Source organism: Pseudomonas parafulva NBRC 16636 = DSM 17004 (assembly GCF_000730645.1).
Lineage (GTDB): Bacteria > Pseudomonadota > Gammaproteobacteria > Pseudomonadales > Pseudomonadaceae > Aquipseudomonas > Aquipseudomonas parafulva.
Genome location: NZ_BBIU01000013.1, coordinates 21051 through 41018 on the forward strand (window position 1 = coordinate 21051; position 19968 = coordinate 41018).

Here is a 19968-nt window from a genome sequence, read left to right on the forward strand (position 1 = left end):
AGATGTTGATCATGAATATCAACGCTCACCTTCCCATCAGGCCTGGCCAGGACCCCAACCTGGCCAACCTGATCGAATTGCTGCCCTGCGAAATTGACTGCCCCTTCACCTACACCATCATCGACAAGCGCACGCTTGGCTTGTCGACGTTTCTCTCCAGCTACCCGCTGGCCTGGCAACAGGAGTACTGCAGCAAGGCGCTATACCGCGTTGACCCGGTAGTCGCCCACGGCGTGGAAAGCGTGGCGCCCTATTCGTGGATCGAAGCCTTCCAGCGCAAACCGATTGCCGGGCAAGGCGAGTTCGAAGCGCTGATGCGCCAGTTCTCCCTGGACGACGGCTACACCTTCGTGGTGCATGACCCGCAACACAGAATGGGCCTGCTGAACCTGTTCAACCGCGAACACAGCCCAGACTTCCATGCCAGGATCGATGCGATCAAGGGCACCCTGCAACTGGCTTTGGTGGCTTTCCACAGCTCGCTCAACGTCAGCACGAGCAATGTATCGAGCATCGATCAGGCGCTCACACTGCGCGAGCAAACGATCCTCGGCTGGGTCGCCATGGGCAAGTCCTACAGCGAGATCGCCTGCATCTGCGATATACGCGAGCGGACGGTGAAGTTCCACATGGCCAATGTGGTGCGCAAACTCGACGTTCAAACCGCCAAGCAGGCAGTGTTCGAAGCATCGCGTCTAGGTATTGCCTGACGGCAGCGCGACCCACCCAGCCTGCCCGACAGCCCGGCCTGTACCTAGGTACAGTTATCAAGGGGCGCGGAAACCACAATGATTGAGCAGCACTACTGGTCAACCCAACAAGAAGAAGGGAATCACCATGAACCTGTCAGTCCTGCCCGCCCCCGCCTCCACCAGCCGTGCCTTGGAGGACATCACGCAACACGAGATCTCGGCGCTCAAGACGCGCCACAATCTTGCTGATGCTCACACGCACCAACACCAAAGTGCGAGCCAGGCGGCCATCGTTCGAAAGCTGCCACAGCTGTGGAACCGTGCGCAAAGCCTGACCCAGTACGAAAGCGAACAAGCCTTTATCAAGGCGTTTTATCAATTCCATGGCCAGCATCACGCGCTCAAGCGCAGCGATGAGATCTACCTGGTGTATGCCGCGTCGATCGCCATGCACATCACCGCGACCTACCTGCGCAAGCACAACCTGAGTGTGGGCCTCATCGAACCCTGCTTCGACAACCTGCACGACTTGCTCAAGCACATGGAAGTGCCGATGACGCCCCTGCCCGAAGCCATTCTGGCGGACCCCACCCAGGTGTATCAGTTGCTCGAGAAGCATGCGGCCAAGCTCGATGCGATTTTCCTGGTAGACCCGAACAACCCGACCGGCAGCTCGATGTTCGCCGACGGGCCGGAAACCTTCATCGAAGTGGCGCGCTACTGCCGCGATCACCAGAAGATCCTCATTCTGGACTTCTGTTTCGCATCGTTCATGTAAGGTGGGCCACCGTGACCGCGTCGACGCGTACGCGATCCTGGACGAAGTGGGTACCGACTACCTGGTGATGGAAGACACTGGCAAGACCTGGCCGCTGCAGGACACCAAGTGTGCCACGCTGATGAGCAGCACTCGCCTGAACCCTGAGATCTACAGCATCGTCACCAGCGTGTTGCTCAACGTTTCCCCGTTCATTCTGCAGGTGGTCACCGAGTACATCCAGGACAGCGAGGCCGACGGTTTCGCCTCGGTGCGCGATGTGCTGCAAACCAACCGCAAGGTGGCACGTGAGTATCTTGACGGTACTTTGCTGCGGTATGTGGAGCCTGCGATCGAAACCAGCGTGGCCTGGTTCGAGATTCTGGACAAGGACCTGTCCGGCGACGACTTGCAGGCCTACCTGCTGGACCACCAGGCCTACGTGCTGCCCGGCCGCTACTTCTTCTGGAGCAACCCGGAACAGGGCCGCCATTATGTACGCCTGGCCCTGGCCCGCGACCCGGGTGCCTTCGAAGCAGCCATGCAGGTGATCCGCCATGCCCTGGAGGCCTACAATGCCTAAGCACCTGCCCATCATCGATGCCACCGTGTTCATGGGCATGCACCACACCGATGCGGCCATTCGCAACCAGTCGCTCAATTTCTTCACCGAGCGGTTCAGCGACCAGGTGAGCATGAGTTTCAGCCAAATCGGCATCTGCGACGCCATCATCTGGAAGAAGGCGCGTGAACTACAGGATGTCTACTACCCCTTCATGGATGTGCTGCATTCGGAAATGGCAATCCAGCGCGGCGGTTACAGCGATCGGGTGATCGAAATGGCGGCCAGCAGCGCCGAGCTGTCCGGGCTTGCCCCTGAAAAGCGGCTGCAGGCGGCGCAGGTGCTCGAATCAGAAGTGCCGTTCTACACCCACGACCGCGACTACCACCAATGCATCGCCTTGCGACCGTTTCTGGCCAGCTTCCGCGAAACGGCGGTACCTGGGTCGTTCCATGGGGCGCTGCAGGCCCTCTACCAGGCATCGCTGGCGCTGAGCGTCGCGCCGGAGGACTTCGCGCATGTCTAAGCATCAGGTGTTGGTACCGCTGGTCACGCCCCTTGATGCGCAGGGGGCCGTGTGCCGGCAAAGCGTTCAGCAATTGATACACAGCTGCGCAGGCGTGGTCAGCGGCTTCATTGCCTGCCTGACCTCAGGCGAAGGGTGGAAGCTGTCCGAGCAGCAGTGGGCAGACATGCTGCGCTACACGCTGGAGTTCGCGGGTGACAGCCATCGTGTGGTGGCCGGTATCGAACTGCCCAGCACTGAAGCGGTGATCCAGCGCGCTGCCCTGGCCGAGCGGTTGGGGGCCAAGGCCATCATGGTCACCTCCCCTTTCGGTGGGCAACTGCATCAGGATCAACTGCTGTCGCATTACCATCGCATTCATGAACAGGTCCCGCTGGAGCTGCTGATCTACAACGAGGCGGCACTGTCGGGGAACGAAAAGTCATTCGAGACCCTGCTCCAGATCGCGCGGCTGCCGCGTGTCACGGGGCTGAAGGATTCCCCCACCCAGCCGCCGAGCCAGGCACAGGTGGATCGGCTGCGTAGCGAAGGCATCGACTACTTCATCGGCTGGGAGCACCAGCTGGCGGGCACCTTGGTGAGCGATGGCAACGTGGTCTCGCTGGCGAACATCGAGCCCACGCTGTGTCGCATCGCCGCTGAGTCCCACCAGCCAGCGATCGCCGGGCTGGTGGAAGTACTGGATAAGCGTTACGGGTTGGGCGAGGAAGACTGGTATGCCCATGTGAAACGCGAATTGGTCGGCAGGGGGGTGATCGGTACTGCCCTGACCGTACAGGAGCGAGAACGATGAAAACCTCTCAAAAAGCACTGTTTCGCGCCAACCGGGCGCTGATCGAGCGGATGGTACCTCTGCCGGCCGACCTGGTGCAGTTCGAGCGCGCCTGGATCGACAATGCGATCCGTGAAAGCCAGACGCCAGAACAGCCCGCAAGCTTTGCCGAGCTGCGCAAGATGCTGGCCGCGCTGGTGGAGCAGGACAAGGCCGACGAACCGCCCACGGCACGCTACGTGGCGCAGGACATGGACCTCGACGAGTTCAAGATCCTGGTACAGGAGTTTGCCCTCGATGGCCTGACCGAGGCACAGGTGTTCTACCACCTGATGCCACGCTTGAGCCTGGAGGCCCAGATGCCCATGCTGCGCATGATGATCGACGAGTTCGGCTCCGGTAACATCAAGCGCTCCCACACCACGCTGTACAAGGTGCTGCTCGACGAACTGGGCATGCCAACAGACCTTGAGAGCAACATCAAGGCAAACGGTGAGGCCGGCTGCTCGTTCCCCAACATGTTCTGCTGGTTGACCATGCGGGCCGATGATCCGTCGTATTTTGCCGGGGTGATCACGTACTTCGAGACCGTGGTGCCCTTCTTCTTTGGCTGCTACACGGCGCTGTGCGAGCGGCTGAGCATCAAGGCCCATACCTACTACACCGAACACGTACACATTGACGCTTTCCATGCCCTGGAAGGGCAACGGCTGCTCAAGGCGATGGATAATGATCGCGCACTCGACTACGTCAAGGCGTGGCAAGGCATCTGTATGGGCCGCCTGATCACCAATACCGCGTTCGATGAGGCGGTGTACAAAGCTCAAGCCTCCAAGGCGGGCAAGGAGGTGGCGCATGCTTGAAGAGGCGGACGTCACCCTGCGGCCAGCCACCTTCACCGTGCAGGTAGGTGACCAGACCTACGAGGTGCCGAGCCTGTGCCCGCACAGGCAAGGCTGGCTGGAGCATGGCATGGTCAATCATGACCGTCGCACCATCATGTGCCCCCTGCACTTCTCGGTGTTCAGCCTGGAAACAGGCGAACAGTTGAGCGGCCCGCACTGCGGCAGCCTCGCCTGCCGGAAGCTCACTTAATCCCTGAGCCGCAGCAGCAGCCACTCGACTTAAGGAAACTCCGAACAAGTTGCCCATCAGCCGGAAATGGCGGCTTGGGAATGCTGAAAGAACCGTTTTTCAGCCGCAGATTATTGGAAAACCAAGGCATAGCCTTGGTTTTCTGCCCTCACGGGCGCACCTCTCCCGCAGCAGGCAATAATTGCCGGCGCACCATCCACAGATTCGACAGGGCAAACAGCGTGGTCAGTTGCGCCGAGTTCTTGGCCAAGCCACGGAAGCGGGTTTTCACATAGCCGAACTAACGCTTGATCACACGAAATGGATGTTCGACTTTCGCTCGCGTCTGCGCTTTGACCTTCTCGATCTTGAGTCTGGCTTTGTAGAGCACGCTGCGTCTGCTCAAGTGCTTGTAGGTACTGCGGCGGGCTGCGACCTGCCAGATCACCGGCCGCCCTTCATGCTCCGGTCGCTTCTCTACGCCGGTATAACCCGCATCGGCACAGATAACATTTTCGTCGCCATGCAGCAGGTGAGCGACCTCCGTTACATCAGCCACATTCGCCGCTGTGCCGTGGACGTGGACGTGGACGTGGACGTGGTGCACCAGGCCCGATTTAGCATCGGCACCGATATGCGCCTTCATGCCAAAGAAGTACTGGTTGCCTTTCTTCGTCTGATGCATCTCGGGATCGCGCTTGCCGTCCCTGTTCTTGGTCGAACTGGGCGCGTGAATGATGGTGGCATCGACAATGGTGCCCTGGCGCAACAACAGGCCTTTGTCTCGCAGGTAATGGTTGATGGTTTCCAGAATGCCCGCCGCCAACTGATGCTTCTCCAGCAGGTGCCGGAAATTCATGATGGTTGTGTCTTCGGGGATCGGAGCGCTGAGCGTCAGCCGAGCAAACTGGCGCATCGAAGTGATCTCGTACAGCGCCTCTTCCATGGCAGGGTCGCTCAACGAGAACCAGTTCTGCAGCAGGTGAATGCGCAGCATGGTTTCCAGGGGATACGGCTTGCGACCACCGCCGGCCTTTGGGTAGTGCGGCTCAATTAACGCCACCAAACCGCTCCACGGAACCACCTGCTCCATCTCGGCCAGGAAACGCTCGCGGCGGGTTTGCTTGCGCTTACCAGCGTACTCGAGATCGGAAAAGCTCATCTGACTCATGGGATGGCGGGCTTGTAGAGGGCAGTTGGACGGAGGGCTATTTCAGCACAGGTCAGGAGGCCTTTGCTGACTTGATCGGAGAATCCCTAGGCGATACAGGGTGCGTGATACCCGCATAGCAGCGCTTGGAATTTGGTAGCCACTACCACTCGGCAGCGGCCATCGACGTTATCTTGAGGCCAGCGTACACCACTTACAGCATAGGCGGGTCAATCAAGTGAATCTGCCCCGACCCGCAGTCCGAATCCGATGTTACTACCAAACGGAGAAATTACAGCTCGCAGAAAACACATAAAAGTGGCCTGACTAGCAGTTCATTAACTTAATGACATCGCTGACACTGCCACATAGAGCCTTAAGCAAATTAATCATTAAGACCACTAGAGAAACTAACAAAGTATAAACTCAATACAAAGCCAGACAGTTAATAAAGCCAAGACTCAAAAAATCTTTCTACAACAAAAGCAGATCATTCAATCAAAGAATGAAAGCTCGAGAAAACCATTAAAAACTTAGCCATTAGGTCCTCAGCAATGAACTTTAGTTATCAGCATTTCTTCCGCTGTGTTGCCATTTATTCGTCAACACGATCAGGGCTGATAGACAGAGTCGCGTCAGAATTGATAGGCTCTTAGCTACCTTCGGCAATAACTGCATCGGACCCCTGTTCATGGACGTGAAAGACCCCAACTCCGAAACCCTCCCTAGCGTTAACAAAGAGAACGGAATATCAAATGAAGAGAGAGAGGGAAGATCTCTACTGAACAAATTGCGACAAGAAATGATGTTGGAGATCACCTTTGGCGAAAAACGAGTAGGAACTAGCAAAGAAATTTCCGAGTGGATATTAAAAAAATACCAGGAGAGCGCCTACTCTGGGGATATCTGCCAGGCAGTTTTATATTTAAAAGAAGATTATGTATCTCCCTCAAATGAATTACCAACAATTAAAGCTGCCTTTGAACAGCTCTACGCATTAGAACACTATCCGATTCCCGAATTTTTTTTCGTATCAACCGATTACGAAAGTGAACATGTAGGTTTCTTATTTCAAAGAGAAGCTCTCGAAGGAGGTGGGAGAGTCTATTCTGTGACAGGCTTTAATCTGTGTGGTGGTTATGAAAGAGTTTCTAGATCGGAGTTTCGCATAAAAGAAACAGACCCTGAGCCCTTTGTTTCTTTAATGCAAAACGATGGCTGGGCTCACACCAGCAAAAAAACGCTCAGTGCAAATAATTATATCGAATTAATTTTTAAATGCCTAGCTGCCTACAGCAATTACAGACACCCGAGAATCGATAACAAAGCGGTAGTTGACACTCGATCTATAAAACCAAAAGATAACGAATATCTGGTTCAGCTTATTTGCAAAGCAATCCAAGGAAAAGTTACTTGCACACGTATTAGCGCGCCAATCAACCGTATTAAACCGCGCGATATAGATTATGCACTAAATATTCCTGAAGCTGACATACAGGATTTCATGCGCAGAATCGCAGAGTGGGGCGCACCACTTGCCGAAATCCTGCTGTACGAGAAAAATGGTCAACTTATAATGGATGACGACTATCTGGCCTACTGTGCATATAGAGCTCTGAAAATCGATTCAGTTAAAGCGGTGGTGATAGGAAACTTTAATGAATCAGACATTAAAATTCTGAAGAGGGGGCGTGGGGAGCTTATTCCACCGGTAATCGTTGATAGAGCACCAAAAAAACTGCCGCAAGATAGTTTATCTAAGGATCATATGTTAGACGAGAGATTGTCTTCGTTGATGCCAACGTCTAATTCACGCGCGCAGATGAAAAGGAAATTTACAAATTTTTGCCGTCTTTTAGGGCGTGATTCGACTCCTGAAAAAGATCTACACAATTTCATCAAGCATAATCCCGAGATATTTGACTCTCATTTTGGGCGAATGCACATGGAAGTCCCTATAGGAAACTTCAGGGCAGATATGGTTTTGCAGTATGAGCAGTCACATAGGCGAGTTTTATTAGTTGAGCTGGAAAGGCATGTAGATCAGATTTTCACAAAAGATAATCGCTTGCGCAGCAAAGTGACCCACGCAAGCCAACAAGTTGAGGATTGGATAGGCGAAATTAGATCTGGAAAAAATAACATTCCAGACTGGCTTAAGCGAGAATATGTGGTCGAAGGCGCAGTAGTGATTGGCCGTTCAAAAAACTTAACCGTCAGTCAAAAAGAAACGTTACGCGTAATTAACACTAATCGCATCGTCAAAATCATAACTTACGATGACCTGCTAGAACAGATGATGAGATTAATATCAATCTTGTAATGTCAGCCATTTATAATGCCCTACCAAAATCCAGTGTCCATTGCCGCTTATAGCCGTAAGTGGACACTGGATAATTTCCCATCATTAATCGGTGAAGGAAAATTCCGCCTCAAAATCAAAGCATCAGACCCGGTGAATATTCCAAACCAGAAAGCGTTCAAGTGATTAATTAGAATTTAGCCACTTTATAACAGCCTCGTGGAACTCTGTGATTACCCTACGAGAATAATCAAGCGTATTTTCCACACTGATTTTTGTCGGATATGTTATTAGCCCGCCATGGGCAATGCTATTACGCTGCTCCAACAAGCTATCAAGCCGGCCAAGACTTACGTTAGAAATATCCAAACCAATGATCCTGGCATTCAATTCTGCGACGCTTTTATTAACATTGGAATGCGTCATTACCAATGCATTAAAATCTATTAAATGATCTATGGGACTTCCAAGCCACGTTTTCATCGTGCCAGTAAAATCTGTTAGCACATCAAACTTTCCTGCTCCCTGTTTTTTGGGTGGAGTCCCAAGAGTCATCGTATTGAGGAGCTTTTGTAAGAAAGAAGCGAGAAAGCCTTCTTTCTGCAACCACAGGGCAGCATAAATATTTGGTAAGCGCTCCATGAACCCTACCTAACCAATACTGGGCAGAGCACCTAGCTGTGTATTTGAGGTGTGCAATTCCAATGTAGCAGCGCTTCGTAGTCTTCCACTGAGCACGCCTGCGGCAGGCGCTCCAGTGCGTGGCGCAGCCACGCATAGGGCTCTTGGCCGTTGGCTTTGGCCGTCTCTACCAGGCTGTAAAGTTGTGCGCTGGCAGTGGCACCTCTGGGCGTGTCACTGGACAACCAGTTCTTTCTGCCGATGACAAACGGGCGGATCGCACGCTCGGCTGCGTTGTTGTCGATCGGCAAGTAGCCGTGCTCGACGTAACGCTTCAACTTGCTCCAGTTGTTGGCCAAGTAGGCGATGACCTTGCCCAAAGCATTCTGCGTCGTGACTTGAGGTTGCGTTTTCTCTACCCAGCTTTTCAGCTGAGCCAGCAATGGCAGGCTGCGCTCCATTCGGGCAGCCTTACGATCTTCATCGCTGCCGTCCTTAAGGTCGCGCTCGATGCCATACAGCTTGTTGATCAAATTCAGGTCGATGTCTGCGCGCCCGGTTTTACCCTTGGGCTGCACTTTCTGCGCTTCGACGAACTTGCGGCGTGCGTGCGCCCAGCAGCCCAACCGCTCCACGCCGTCCTGTGCAGCCAGCGCGTTGTAACCGGCGTAGTCGTCGGTCATGACATAGCCGCGGTAGCCATCCAGCAGGCGCGTCGGCACCTCCTGCGCTCGGCTGGTGGCGTAGTCGAAAAGGATCACTGGCCGATCAGGTGGGCCGCCGGTTTGTACCCACATCCAGGATTGGCTACTGGGCTCACGGCCAGGCTCCTTCAACACCTGCACACGTGTTTCATCACAGTGGATGATCCGACCGCTCAACAGGCTTTCGCGTATCAGATTCAGCAGCGGTTGGAAGTGCTCGCTGCATTGAATCACCCAGCGTGCCAGGGTTTGGCGCGGGATATCGATACCGTGACGCCCCAACACTTTTTCGAAGCGATGAAGCGGTAGGCCATCTGCGTATTTGGTGGTCAGCAGCATGGCCAGCACACTAGGGCTAGCCATACTTTTCTCAATCACTTGGGCAGGCTTGTCCGCCGTTACGGGCGCTGACTCGCAGTCGCGGCAGCCATACACCTTGCGAACATGTTTGATGACGCGAATCTGCATCGGGACGATTTCAAGCTGTTCGCTGACCTCTTCACCAATGGCATGTTTGCGGCAGCCACAAGCGCAAGTCAGTTCATGCTCGGGCAGTTCGTGGACAACTTCGATACGCAGCAAATCAGCCGGCAGCGGCTTGCGTTTGCCACGGCGCTTGGTCGGCGCAACGACTTCTTCGTCGTCAGCTTCATCCAAGGTTTCTGCCAGGCTTTCCGCTTCGTCGAAGAGCGGCAACTGTGGCGTCGCCGCATCGCCTGTCTGCTCGGTCTTGCGCCCGAACAAGCGCTGACGCAACAGCGCAACTTCCTCTTCGAGATGAACGATCTTGCCCTTGTCCGATGCGCGCTCGCTGATCATCTGCTCGAGCAATTGCTTGAGCAGATCAGGATCGTCAGGGAGGGTTTCGGGCATGGATATCATGCCGCGGATTATACCGAATCAGGCGACGTATCGAGGCGTCAAAACCTGATGCGGACGGTTGCGCCAGAGGTCGAAGCCGTCGAGTAGCCAGTTCAGTTCCTGGACGGTCAGGACAATGACTTCGTCAGTGACATCGGGCGAGGTTTTGAAACGTTCGGACTCCAAGCGTTTGAGCCAGAGGCAGAAGCCGTTGCGTTCCCAGTACAAGATCTTCACGCGGTTGCGCGGCTTGTTGAGGAAGACGAAAAGCACCGGGTCGAACACCACCACTTTGATATCGAGCTCGACCAGCGCGGCCAGGCCATCGATGGACTTTCGGAAGTCGACGGGCTTGGGATAGAGGTAAACTTTTTCGACTTTGGCGTCGGGTCGCATCATGGTGAGCGAGCTCCAGAAAGAAAGCGGGAGCACAGCATCGGGGATCAGGTAAGCGCTTTGAATGTGGGGTTCATGGAGCGCTTACATACGAACTGGATGCCTGCTTCACTCAAAGTAGGCCGTGGGGGATCCAGGGAGGTAGTCATCACAGCATGCGTCCTTGCGGCTTTGATCATGATCGGTCAGAGCCTGACCCTTAAGGGCTAAAAGCGATGCGCCGTGCGTACAGAAAAATGACTGATTTGCAGCGTGTGATGGTACTGACGCTGCTTCACCTATATTCGCCAGGAAAGGACGATTTTTACCTGATAGGTGGCTGCCCGACCAAGATTTCTGCAGTTGAAGCCCTTGAAGTTTTGCGAGCCGATGGCAATGCGATAAGGGAGTGGGGACTGCTCGTAACTCATTACGCAGGGTGGTGATGGCTAGCATGAACCAGCGCTCCATCTAAGACTTGAGCTACTGACCACCAGTGTGCGTAAGAATATCGAATCGATCCCGTCCCCAACTGGCACGGACGGTAGCTGTCAGGGATAGGTTCCAACCCGGCCCATTCCAGCCAGTCATCGGCTGCGCTCGCCATGGGTGTGGTAGATGTCCCCCGCGGCTCAACAGCCACTCCCCTACCGGAAACTATTGCCACCTGAGGCCTTGCGAGCCCGTTCACGTGGTTGCGGTAGTCCACATATTCATCTGATGTGACTTTAACGTCGGCGTACACCAGAAGCATCTCAGACGCCTTGAGTCTCGATGCTTAAGCCGCTAATAACCAGTCCTTGCGCAGAGCTGGCTACGCTCCCTGTCCACTTAAAGGGTGCATGCTCCGGGCTGACCATTGTTCCAGGGTGAGGCCGCTTTAAACTGGTGATACGAAAAACAAGATGTGGGTAATTCATGCCGCCCCCAAATTCAGTCCCTCCCGACATTCAGCTTGTGGTACTTTCGTTTGCGGCTCATACTTCCATGCAGAACAGGGCGTCGACCACTGCGCTTACATACCCTCTAGACGCTAAGTCCCCTAGAGTAAATCCAGGTCTGAAAGGTCGATATCCTCTTCATCAGAACCAGACGCTGTTGAGCTATCAAAATATTCCTCATCCATTTCGTCGAAATCAAAGCTGCCTTCAATACCAGCGTCCAAGTCAAAAATACTCAGATCGACATGATCTTCATCTTTGAACGTAAAGATTGGCGAGCATCTCAGATCTGGATTATAGAAAAACACGTTATGCCGAAGCAACGCAGTAAAATGAGTTTCCTGTTTGATGTAGGAGTGGTTAGTATTTCCAAGCCAACTTCGCCTCCCCCCTTCAAATGCCAGCAACCAGCTAGTAGAAAGCAGTGCTTCCTTCTTGGCAAATTTCTCTAGGTACGCGGGCTTGAATCCAGCTGCCAACAGGCCTGAATTGTGCAAATCAAGTGCAATCAACGTGCAAACGGAGTTGTCCATCTTTTGCAACTCTCTAACAGCGTCGGCCTTGACCACAATCGACAGCTCCTTGCAAATCCAAAGAAGCCAGGAAACCTCGCCATGATGGTCAGCAACTGCGTGGCTTTTGATCGAGGTGTTACAGAAACGTCCAATGGCTTCCACATTCAGCGGATACTCGTAGCGTTGGTAGGTCGCCAAAATTTGGCAGATGACCTGTAAAGTGTTGGGATAGCTGAATCCGCACTTCAATAAGTACGCTTCGTAAATCTCCCAGTTAGACTTCTTAATGATTACAGAAGACAACTGCTTCAAACCATATTTTATGAGACTTTCATCGGAGTACCTTTTTTCCAGAGAAAACAGATTCTCAAAGAAATTGTGGATATCGTTTCTCTGTCGACGCGTTTGGCTGGATACTGTCAATGATTTGAGGGAGTACTTCCACGTCTCCTCCACCAATTCCTTCACTTCAACGATGCGGGTTTTGGCAGGATTCATCTGAAGTTCATAATTGGTGATGCATTTTGCCAGCTGGGCTAAGCACTTCTCCGCTTCCTCACGACTTTCGAAAAACAGGAAATAATCATCAACGTACCGGAAGCCGCTCGGCCATTTTTTCATCATGGCTTTCAGCTCTAGATCAATAGCGACTCCGATTATCTCAGCAACGATGTGCGATGCATCAGGGCCAATCGGCAAACCTATGGTCTGGCCGTCCTGTATATCAGCACATCGGCTATCTAGGATATTACCAAAATACTTTTGGCCACGCTCTTTCTTGACGACTTCTTTACCATGCAGAGCCCAAGGAATCGTGTGCGTATAAATACTGGGAAAGAAACTGGAAATATCAGTGATCAAGACAAAGCGATAGCCGCTTGATTTCTTGACTTTTTCCTCGTACAGCTCACTAAACTTGCTGATATTGATGGCCCGTAGTTTAGGCTCAACCGTAGGTCGACTGAGGGAAATCTTGCTGCGCTTGTAGTGCCTTTCGATTTTGCTCCAATGCTCAGCAATTTGACTAGCCAAGTAGTAATAGGAAGCTGGATTAGCGATACGCACAGGGCGCCGATAGTAGGACGAACGTGCTACAGAGTATTTTTCGAGCAAGGTCTTGGGTGACCTATGCACATTCCAAGTTGTGGAGTATTTCGCAAGCGCTTCTGCGAAGGACTCCGAGTTAAACCCAGGTGGTAGTTGAACTGGGAAGAAGCCCTTGCCCAGCAAGCCTTTCAAAATCTCCAATCACCCTACTCCCGAGCCCTGTTCTCGTTAAACCACCAGCATCCAGCCCTCATGGCGGTGGCAGTCATGATCGGCAAATTGCCAGCATCCCACAACCCCCGACCCTACCCCCCCTTGGTAAACCGATCAGCACAGCCAGCTAACAAGCCTCACCAAGCTACAAATTAGGCAGAGGGAACTGAAGGATCGGGCTTGGTGAGGAGATCGTCAGGGAATGCTTCGCCCGCGAGATGGCGACGTAGAATAGCTTCGCGGCGGCGAACTGTTGTTTGACGAAGTGACTGGCATCCGGAATGAGTACGTGATCGAACTCCAGCCCTTTGAGCAACAATGGTGTCGATATCGTCCGGGCAACCGGCGCTCGACCCACGATGCTCAACCGGTGCCTGACTGCCTCGCACGCTGCGACCATGCTGCTTTGCCGCCCGGCAGCCACATCGCCGATGGCCCGCCGAGCGTCGCCAAGCAGCTCCCCCCTAAAAGCCCGGGCAGTCTCTTGCGCTCGCTCCAATTTGATCACCTCCAGCGCATCACATGCCATTCCTGTCTGGCAGAAGTGGCACCACGCAGCAGGAAGCGCGGCGTCGTCGGTCACCGAAGTCGCGGACGCATGCGTCATGACATCCTCCAACAGCGTTCTCAGGGCCTGACCACGCAGGTGCGGATTGGCTTGCGCCTCATCCCACGCCTGGGCGAACTCAATCAAGCGCTGGGCTGCGATTTCCTCGATCGACTGATAGGCACCCCGCGTCACCTTGGCGAGCTCGTTGCAGGTTCTGCGCCAGCAATAGATCGCCGCTGTCGATCCTGCGCGTCCCTCCATACCGTCGAAGAACAGGCTCATGTCGAACGGGTTGTTGGTCGCCACATAGGTCAGCGGGCCATCGCGTAGGTCGATGGGCTGCCCATTCATAAGTTTCTGCCGGGTCTGCGCGATCCAATCGCCCAAATCTGGATTGCTGCTTGCCCAGCGATGGGGAACCTGAAGTTCGTAGGCGTGGCTGAAGCTATTCGCAACACTGTTGGCCCAACTGATCCTGGAAGGCACGAATTCAAAAATGCCCTGCATCGGATCGCCGAAGATCACGGTGGGCACGATGCATGACAGCTGCATCGCAATCGCATGCTGATACTGTTCGCAGTCTTGGTATTCATCGATGAGGATCCGATCATAGGAGGCCCGGATCACTTGCTGCACAATCGGACTGCTGAGCAGTGATAACGCACCCAGATAGACAGCATCCCAGTCACGCCCCCGGGGGTTGAGTGGCGGTTGATTCGCGCGGCGCGGGAACGCTTGAACGTAGCGGCACGCCCAAGAAGCAATCGTGTCTACCGAGACATCCCGGTCAAGAACAACAAGCCGGTTGAGTCTCGCCCTTATGGCATGAACACCCGCGTGGGTGTGAGTCAGCACCAATGTCCGCTGCCCCATGGCGGCGGCCTTGGCGATCAGTTCAGTCTTGCCATGACCGGCGGGGGCGATAACGGCTCTGCGGCTCAACGAGAGAATGGCTTCAGGCGTCGACATAGAACCACTGCTCGATGTTGAGTAGACACTGGGCCAGCGCTGAAGCTGCGTTCTCTTGGATGATGTTCAAAACAGCAGGTGCAATAGCTCGGCCACGCTCCTCGTTCTTGAACCACTTCATTTTGATCGCCAGGTTAGCCAGCGCTAGCCTGTGAGCTATAGCGTTGAGCGGCGGGCCCCACTCACTGAAGTCTTCTTCTACCGGTGTGCGAGGAAACGCCCCACGAAGGTGATCCAGCAGGGTCGCCTCACTGATGCCTTCCTTCACAACGGTCAACAGATCTTCAACGCTAGCGTCCGGTGCCGACAGGAATACCGCCTGCTCGGTATTCATTGCATTCATGTACTCAAGAACAGGCACTTGGTACTTGGAGAGATAGCCGGCCCACTTCTGATCCAGAGGTCTGTCCGAGTCTCTGAACAACGCAACCTGATAGCCCAGCCATGCCAACGCTGCTGCCAAGGGAGGAGCAGCTGCACCTTGTCCATTGATAATAGCGCCGCCCAGCTGCTCGATCGGCACATTGTCATGCCTGCCCGCGTAGGTTTGGCGCAATCCGAGCATCAATCCTAGCTCCGTGGCACCTTCGCAAACCAGAATCCGACGTGCAAACAAGGCGCGGGGCGCATGCTTCATGATGCGAGACAGGTCTCCGCCCGCGCACGCTTGCTTGATCCCGGACAGGGACTGGTCTTTTCGATGCATCACGAAGAGTGCAGGAGGTGGTAGCTCTCCGATCACGACATCAGAATGGGTCGTCATCAGAATCTGACCTCTCGGGAGATTGTCTTTCTCGGCTTCAGCCTGCCACTTTCGAAGCTGAGCCATCGCCCCCATGACCCGATGCGGCTCGAGCCCCTGCTCGAGCTCATCCACCAGGACAATGGCGCCCTCACTGATGGCAGAACGCTGAACCGCCAGCGTGGCCAACCTTCGCGTACCCAGGCCTGCAAGGCGAAGCGGTACTAGGCCATCATGCAGCGCAATGGCGCCCGCGTTGAATCTACCTCGGCCCAGCTCCAGATCAGGGCCATACTCAGAACTCACGTACGCACCGAGCTTGCGGGCGGCTTTTTCGGCTGCACCAGCAGCCATAGACAGCTCAGCGACAGACTTCAAATTGGCGCTTGTCCGGGCGGTACGATATGCCTGAGCAAGCAGCTGGGCCGTTTCATCGTTGGCTCCTGTGATCTTCGAAAGCACGGAGCCCTGCGTCCAGGTGAGGTGCCTTGCTTCGTCTCCGGCCAGGCGAACCAGACAGAACATGCCCCTGTCCCTGTTAGACAGGATTCGAGGTTCGGCGTATCGATCACAAACCAGCGACCAGACGGGCTCCATCGTTGCATCGACAGAAAGTCGAACCGTCAAGACTGGTTGATCACTATCTTCTGGTTCGTCATTGATGCTCCCGTCTTCAGCGAGACCTCGGAGGTACAAGCCGAAGCGGCCATCGGCGAGCAGCGTGTTGGAAAGCTCGCCGATGGTGACCTCAATGAGAATCTCCTGGCTCGTGTCAACTTCATGAAAATCCGCTTCGTTGAAGGTGATCCAGCGTGGCGATAAAGCCGCTTCTGCTGCATCCAGAACTGTGGTCTTGGCACTGTCACCTGCGCCGATCAGGCAACAAATGGGTTGCCCTTTTAGCGACCATTCCAGCGTTTTGATGCCACGAAAGTATCTAACTGACAAACGCTCAATCCGCATTACGCACCTGACTGATGGCTCTGTGCGATCAAGCGTAGCCGCTCACCCTTTGGATGCAAAACGCACAGACCCGTCCATCCGGTTTTAGGGAGCATCTACGTTACTTGCGTACCACGTCCATGAAAAAACCCAAAGCGGTTTTCAACGTTCTCACTTTAGTCATTCGCCACGCCGTCACTGCACTGAGTACAAATGTTCTCCTCAAGAGCCACCCGCGATATACTGTATGTATAAACAGAAACCGGCCTATCCTACCTATCCGGCTCGCCACATGGGGCTGCCGTTGATAGAGTGAAAATGGCTCTAGCGCGGTGGGTTCAACGTGAAGGTCACTGAAGACACGCACAGATGGAGGAACCGTCCATGTCACTGAAGTCGTCGTTCGCCACCGTACTCAGGACGCTTCGAAGCAAGCGAAACATCTCCCAGCGCGACTTTGGCGACACGAGTCGCACGTACCTGAGCAAGCTTGAAGGGGGTCAATGCAGCATTACGCTGGACAAGCTCGAGTTGGTCAGCCAACGGCTGGAGCTGAGCCCATTGACGATGTTGAAACTCACCTTGAGTCTGGAGTCTGGCAAACCTGCAGTCGAGCTCATCGACCACTTGCGTTTGGAGATTGAAAGCTTGAACTGCGATGGTGATACACCAGGACTGGATCAGGCAATGCAGGGCACTGCAGTGCGTATGCCCCGCACACTCCAGACCTCCGATGCTTCGCATGCCCTGTAATCAGAGATCGGCTTTCCAACACCTGAAGGCACAGGGCACCCTGCTCGCTCGCCCCACAAGCGAAAGAAGAATAGAGCCGAGCAAACACAAAGGCTTAAGACCGGCAGCATTTCTTGTGTGTTGTCCCGCTAGCACATGGGCACGCGTCAATACGTCCCGCGTCCACGCTTTTCACGCCTCAGTCCAAGATCTTCATCGCAGCGTTCATGCGGATAGGCTTATGCCTTGCGTCAACTTGTCCATGAACTACGCACTTTGCATCCCATAAACCTTACAGCCATAGAGCAACTCATAACTCTGGAGACGCGCATGGCGCGCCCCGAAGCACTTGATCGGAATCTGCTCACTGCGAGCTATCGCCAATCTCATCAACTGCTTAATGCGTCATAAATATCTGCATACATTTTACCCAACACATACTTGCTATAGCCGGCCCGATCAAATCTGAGCAAAGTCGTCTCATCCAGTAAAAAGTTGAGCTGAGTATTAAGAATTGCCTCATCATAATTCTTCTTAGCCAGATAGAATTCAATCGCCTCGACACTCAACGTCTCATACCGCTCATTGATTACAAAAGTGTGTAGCGAGCTTTCGGAGTCAGGGCAGACTCTAATAGCCTTTGCTTTAACTACCACATCATCACGCCGACTCTGTATCGCCTCACCAAGCTCTGAGGGTGCTCCGTCTGCAGTAAGATAAAATTGTATGTTCTCCTCATCAAAGAGCGGATTTAAATGAGACTCCTTGAAAAAATCTTTTTGGCCTTTCAAACTCGAATTACAAGAGGAGCAGCTAGGCACCAAATTGTAAAGCGAGAGCGCTAAATGTGGATACATATCCTTATAGTAGAAATGGTCAAGCGTGGGGCGAAAATCGCCACTATCACTCTGCACGGTGAATGCATATGCATGATTGCAATAAGGACAAATTCGTGCCTTGGATTTTCTGCACAGAGCGTAAGCGTTCCATCCCGAGCCTTTAGCTGTGAACCGTTTGTAGTTGAACACCTCCTCAACCGCGTCAGCAAACTGCGCACCATTCTTGCCAAAAACGGCTTTGGCTTTATTATAAAGATCGATACTTAACAGGAAACTCTTGCGATCATGGGACAGAACCAAAGGCTCTATCTGCTGGACAAAGTAGTATGCAGCCACCTTAGCAACACTTTGTGGCCCTATGAAATCATGAGTAGCCTCGTAATATTTCTTCAGCAAATCACTCAAGTAGTGCTTATGCTGAGTTTCCGCTTCAGACCAATTTTCAATAATTGACAAAATCATCAATAGCCACCCTCACCCCGAACTCGCCGCAGCACCTCTGCTTTTATGATGGGGTTATCAATACTTGAAATGACAAATTCATCGATAGCTGACACCCTACCTTGTTTCGAGTTAATGACGACTTCATTAATCTTTTTTGAAGCGAAGTCCCCCACTGTTTTTGCACCAAATGACTGGCTTAATAGCTCATGCAACGGAGCCGCAAAGGCACTTGGGGCAATTTCATCCCCTTTACCCTCCATCCTGCAGATAAATTCTTTGGGCACATCAGTGGCCAAAAGTGGTGAGTGAGTCGCCAAGATCAACTGTATTGACTCCATTGCGTGCTCTCTCTTGAGCCTCGCAAGCATTCGATTCAGGTGACCGATATACATTCTCTGCCATTCCAGATGGAGAAACGCATCACCCTCGTCAACCAGGAGCAACACTTTCTTAACGTCGCGCTCGCTGAACGTTTTGATAGCATCGGAAATCAGTGATAACTGAGCAAGAATAGCCAACTGCCCTGAACTCATATTTTGAAAACCAACTTCGAGCAAATGCTCAACTCGCCATGTTTTGAGTGGCTCGCTATCATACGGATCCAGCTCCGCCTCTATAAAACCTCTGATACCCATTTTCAGTACATGGGTATGGGATTTGGCAAACCGAATCAAATTTTCAATTTCATCGAAAGCCTTAGAGGCTACTCTGCTGGGCACATAGTCCAACAACGGATATCGATGACTAAATACATGATCAACGACAGTCTTAGTAACCTCCGCACCCTTGATACCGTTATCAACGTAGCGCCCAAGAACAGCAAATATACAAAACCCCTCCAACTCGCTACCTACAACGTCCATTAGCGCGTGATAAAACCTAGCCGCTGCCGATTCGATTAATTTTTTTTCAGTATTTTCCTTTTGGCTTAGCTCCCGACTGGTCAGTTCCTCAATAACACCCCCTTTCGTAACAGTAAGAAAGTCCAGGAGCTCAGTTGCGATACTATCCTTAAACATTTCATCAACGTGTGGAAAAGAATCAACAACAAAATATCTATAATCACCCGACAAATCTTTCGAACCTCAACCTCTCTCCGAGCATAAACTTTTGGAGAAATCTTGAATTCCTGGAGAATATCTTCATGCGCTTTCAAATCGAAGATGGACAGCGGTTTAGACCAATTGGGCGATGCATCAATTAGATTTTTTGTCGAGTGGATACGACGACCATAGGGTATCGGAGAGTAATAAACAGCACCCCATTCAGCACGCATTTCGTGAAACCCCATCCTCCTGCCATGGCTCATTTCTATATCGCAAGAAAAACGATCATTTTTTGCCCTAGGTGTAAACTTATCCAATATTTTGTTTAGATAACATGTTTTACCAGATCCATTATTACCGATAACCAGCGAAACGGAGTCGATGTCAAAAATATTCGGAACACCTTCAAGCTCTTGATTCAGCTTAATGAGGCGATCGTCGACAAGAATTGATGATATAAGCACTATTTCCCCCATTACTCCGCTAACCATGATCGCGACTAGCACTGCATCATGCGACTGCTAGGCCATGAAGATCATAAATTTAACTCACCTAGCCAGCAAAAAGCCATCACCATTAGATTTTGGTCGCA

16 protein-coding genes and 2 pseudogenes are annotated in these 19968 nt (G+C 53.0%); 8 read left to right on the top strand and 10 right to left on the bottom strand.

Annotated features, from left to right (window positions below):
• Window positions 1–11 precede the first annotated feature (11 nt).
• From PPA02S_RS09540 to PPA02S_RS09565, 6 genes and pseudogenes are all read left to right on the top strand, one after another.
• Entirely contained in the window at window positions 12–710 is a 699-nt protein-coding gene (locus tag PPA02S_RS09540) for a LuxR family transcriptional regulator (protein ID WP_236403161.1), read from the top strand.
• Between the two features lie 127 nt (window positions 711–837).
• Window positions 838–2032: pseudogene (locus tag PPA02S_RS09545) on the top strand (aminotransferase class I/II-fold pyridoxal phosphate-dependent enzyme).
• Window positions 2025–2537, top strand: a complete 513-nt coding sequence (locus tag PPA02S_RS09550) for a DUF6190 family protein (RefSeq protein ID WP_028634813.1) — start codon at window positions 2025–2027, stop codon at window positions 2535–2537. Before PPA02S_RS09545 ends, PPA02S_RS09550 begins: the two are co-directional and overlap by 8 nt.
• Entirely contained in the window at window positions 2530–3330 is an 801-nt protein-coding gene (locus PPA02S_RS09555) for a dihydrodipicolinate synthase family protein (protein WP_028634812.1), read from the top strand. The genes PPA02S_RS09550 and PPA02S_RS09555 overlap by 8 nt, the downstream gene beginning before the upstream one ends.
• Window positions 3327–4172, top strand: a complete 846-nt coding sequence (locus tag PPA02S_RS09560) for an iron-containing redox enzyme family protein (RefSeq protein ID WP_028634811.1) — start codon at window positions 3327–3329, stop codon at window positions 4170–4172. The genes PPA02S_RS09555 and PPA02S_RS09560 overlap by 4 nt, the downstream gene beginning before the upstream one ends.
• Entirely contained in the window at window positions 4165–4404 is a 240-nt protein-coding gene (locus PPA02S_RS09565; RefSeq protein ID WP_028634810.1) for a Rieske (2Fe-2S) protein, read from the top strand. Before PPA02S_RS09560 ends, PPA02S_RS09565 begins: the two co-directional genes overlap by 8 nt.
• 148 nt (window positions 4405–4552) lie before the next feature.
• Here the strand turns inward: PPA02S_RS09565 and PPA02S_RS09570 are convergent.
• Window positions 4553–5554: pseudogene (locus PPA02S_RS09570) on the bottom strand (IS5 family transposase).
• Between the two features lie 670 nt (window positions 5555–6224).
• Here PPA02S_RS09570 and PPA02S_RS22600 point away from each other — a divergent pair.
• The gene (locus tag PPA02S_RS22600) at window positions 6225–7856 is read left to right on the top strand and encodes a Shedu anti-phage system protein SduA domain-containing protein (RefSeq protein WP_080667893.1); all 1632 of its coding nucleotides are present in this window, start codon (window positions 6225–6227) and stop codon (window positions 7854–7856) included.
• A gap of 165 nt (window positions 7857–8021) precedes the next feature.
• Here the strand turns inward: PPA02S_RS22600 and PPA02S_RS23015 are convergent, their stop codons facing one another.
• The 6 genes from PPA02S_RS23015 to PPA02S_RS09600 all read right to left on the bottom strand — a co-directional run bounded on the left by PPA02S_RS23015 (window position 8022) and on the right by PPA02S_RS09600 (window position 16336).
• Window positions 8022–8477, bottom strand: coding sequence for a HEPN domain-containing protein (locus PPA02S_RS23015; protein WP_154660094.1), 456 nt, complete (start codon window positions 8475–8477; stop codon window positions 8022–8024).
• 32 nt (window positions 8478–8509) lie between these two features.
• A complete protein-coding gene (gene tnpC, locus PPA02S_RS09580; protein ID WP_042141547.1) occupies window positions 8510–10042 on the bottom strand; it encodes an IS66 family transposase in 1533 nt (510 codons plus the stop codon).
• An 18-nt stretch (window positions 10043–10060) separates the two neighbouring features.
• Complete coding sequence (gene tnpB, locus PPA02S_RS09585; protein WP_042141549.1) at window positions 10061–10420, bottom strand: IS66 family insertion sequence element accessory protein TnpB; 360 nt, start codon at window positions 10418–10420, stop codon at window positions 10061–10063.
• A 1018-nt stretch (window positions 10421–11438) separates the two neighbouring features.
• Window positions 11439–13100, bottom strand: a complete 1662-nt coding sequence (locus PPA02S_RS09590; RefSeq protein ID WP_050577097.1) for an RNA-directed DNA polymerase — start codon at window positions 13098–13100, stop codon at window positions 11439–11441.
• 157 nt (window positions 13101–13257) lie between these two features.
• Window positions 13258–14631, bottom strand: a complete 1374-nt coding sequence (locus PPA02S_RS09595) for a UvrD-helicase domain-containing protein (protein WP_028633714.1) — start codon at window positions 14629–14631, stop codon at window positions 13258–13260.
• A complete protein-coding gene (locus PPA02S_RS09600) occupies window positions 14618–16336 on the bottom strand; it encodes an ATP-dependent nuclease (protein WP_028633713.1) in 1719 nt (572 codons plus the stop codon). The genes PPA02S_RS09595 and PPA02S_RS09600 overlap by 14 nt, the downstream gene beginning before the upstream one ends.
• Window positions 16337–16699: 363 nt before the next feature.
• Here PPA02S_RS09600 and PPA02S_RS09605 point away from each other — a divergent pair, with 363 nt between their 5' ends.
• A complete protein-coding gene (locus PPA02S_RS09605) occupies window positions 16700–17068 on the top strand; it encodes a helix-turn-helix domain-containing protein (protein WP_033728037.1) in 369 nt (122 codons plus the stop codon).
• Between the two features lie 94 nt (window positions 17069–17162).
• Here PPA02S_RS09605 and PPA02S_RS23485 read toward each other — a convergent pair whose 3' ends face one another.
• From PPA02S_RS23485 to PPA02S_RS09615, 3 genes are all read right to left on the bottom strand, one after another.
• A complete protein-coding gene (locus PPA02S_RS23485; protein ID WP_080667853.1) occupies window positions 17163–17243 on the bottom strand; it encodes an SEC-C metal-binding domain-containing protein in 81 nt (26 codons plus the stop codon).
• A 193-nt stretch (window positions 17244–17436) separates the two neighbouring features.
• The gene (locus tag PPA02S_RS09610) at window positions 17437–18348 is read right to left on the bottom strand and encodes an HNH endonuclease family protein (RefSeq protein ID WP_028633712.1); all 912 of its coding nucleotides are present in this window, start codon (window positions 18346–18348) and stop codon (window positions 17437–17439) included.
• Complete coding sequence (locus PPA02S_RS09615) at window positions 18348–19403, bottom strand: AAA family ATPase (protein ID WP_154660072.1); 1056 nt, start codon at window positions 19401–19403, stop codon at window positions 18348–18350. Before PPA02S_RS09615 ends, PPA02S_RS09610 begins: the two co-directional genes overlap by 1 nt.
• Window positions 19404–19968 lie beyond the last annotated feature (565 nt).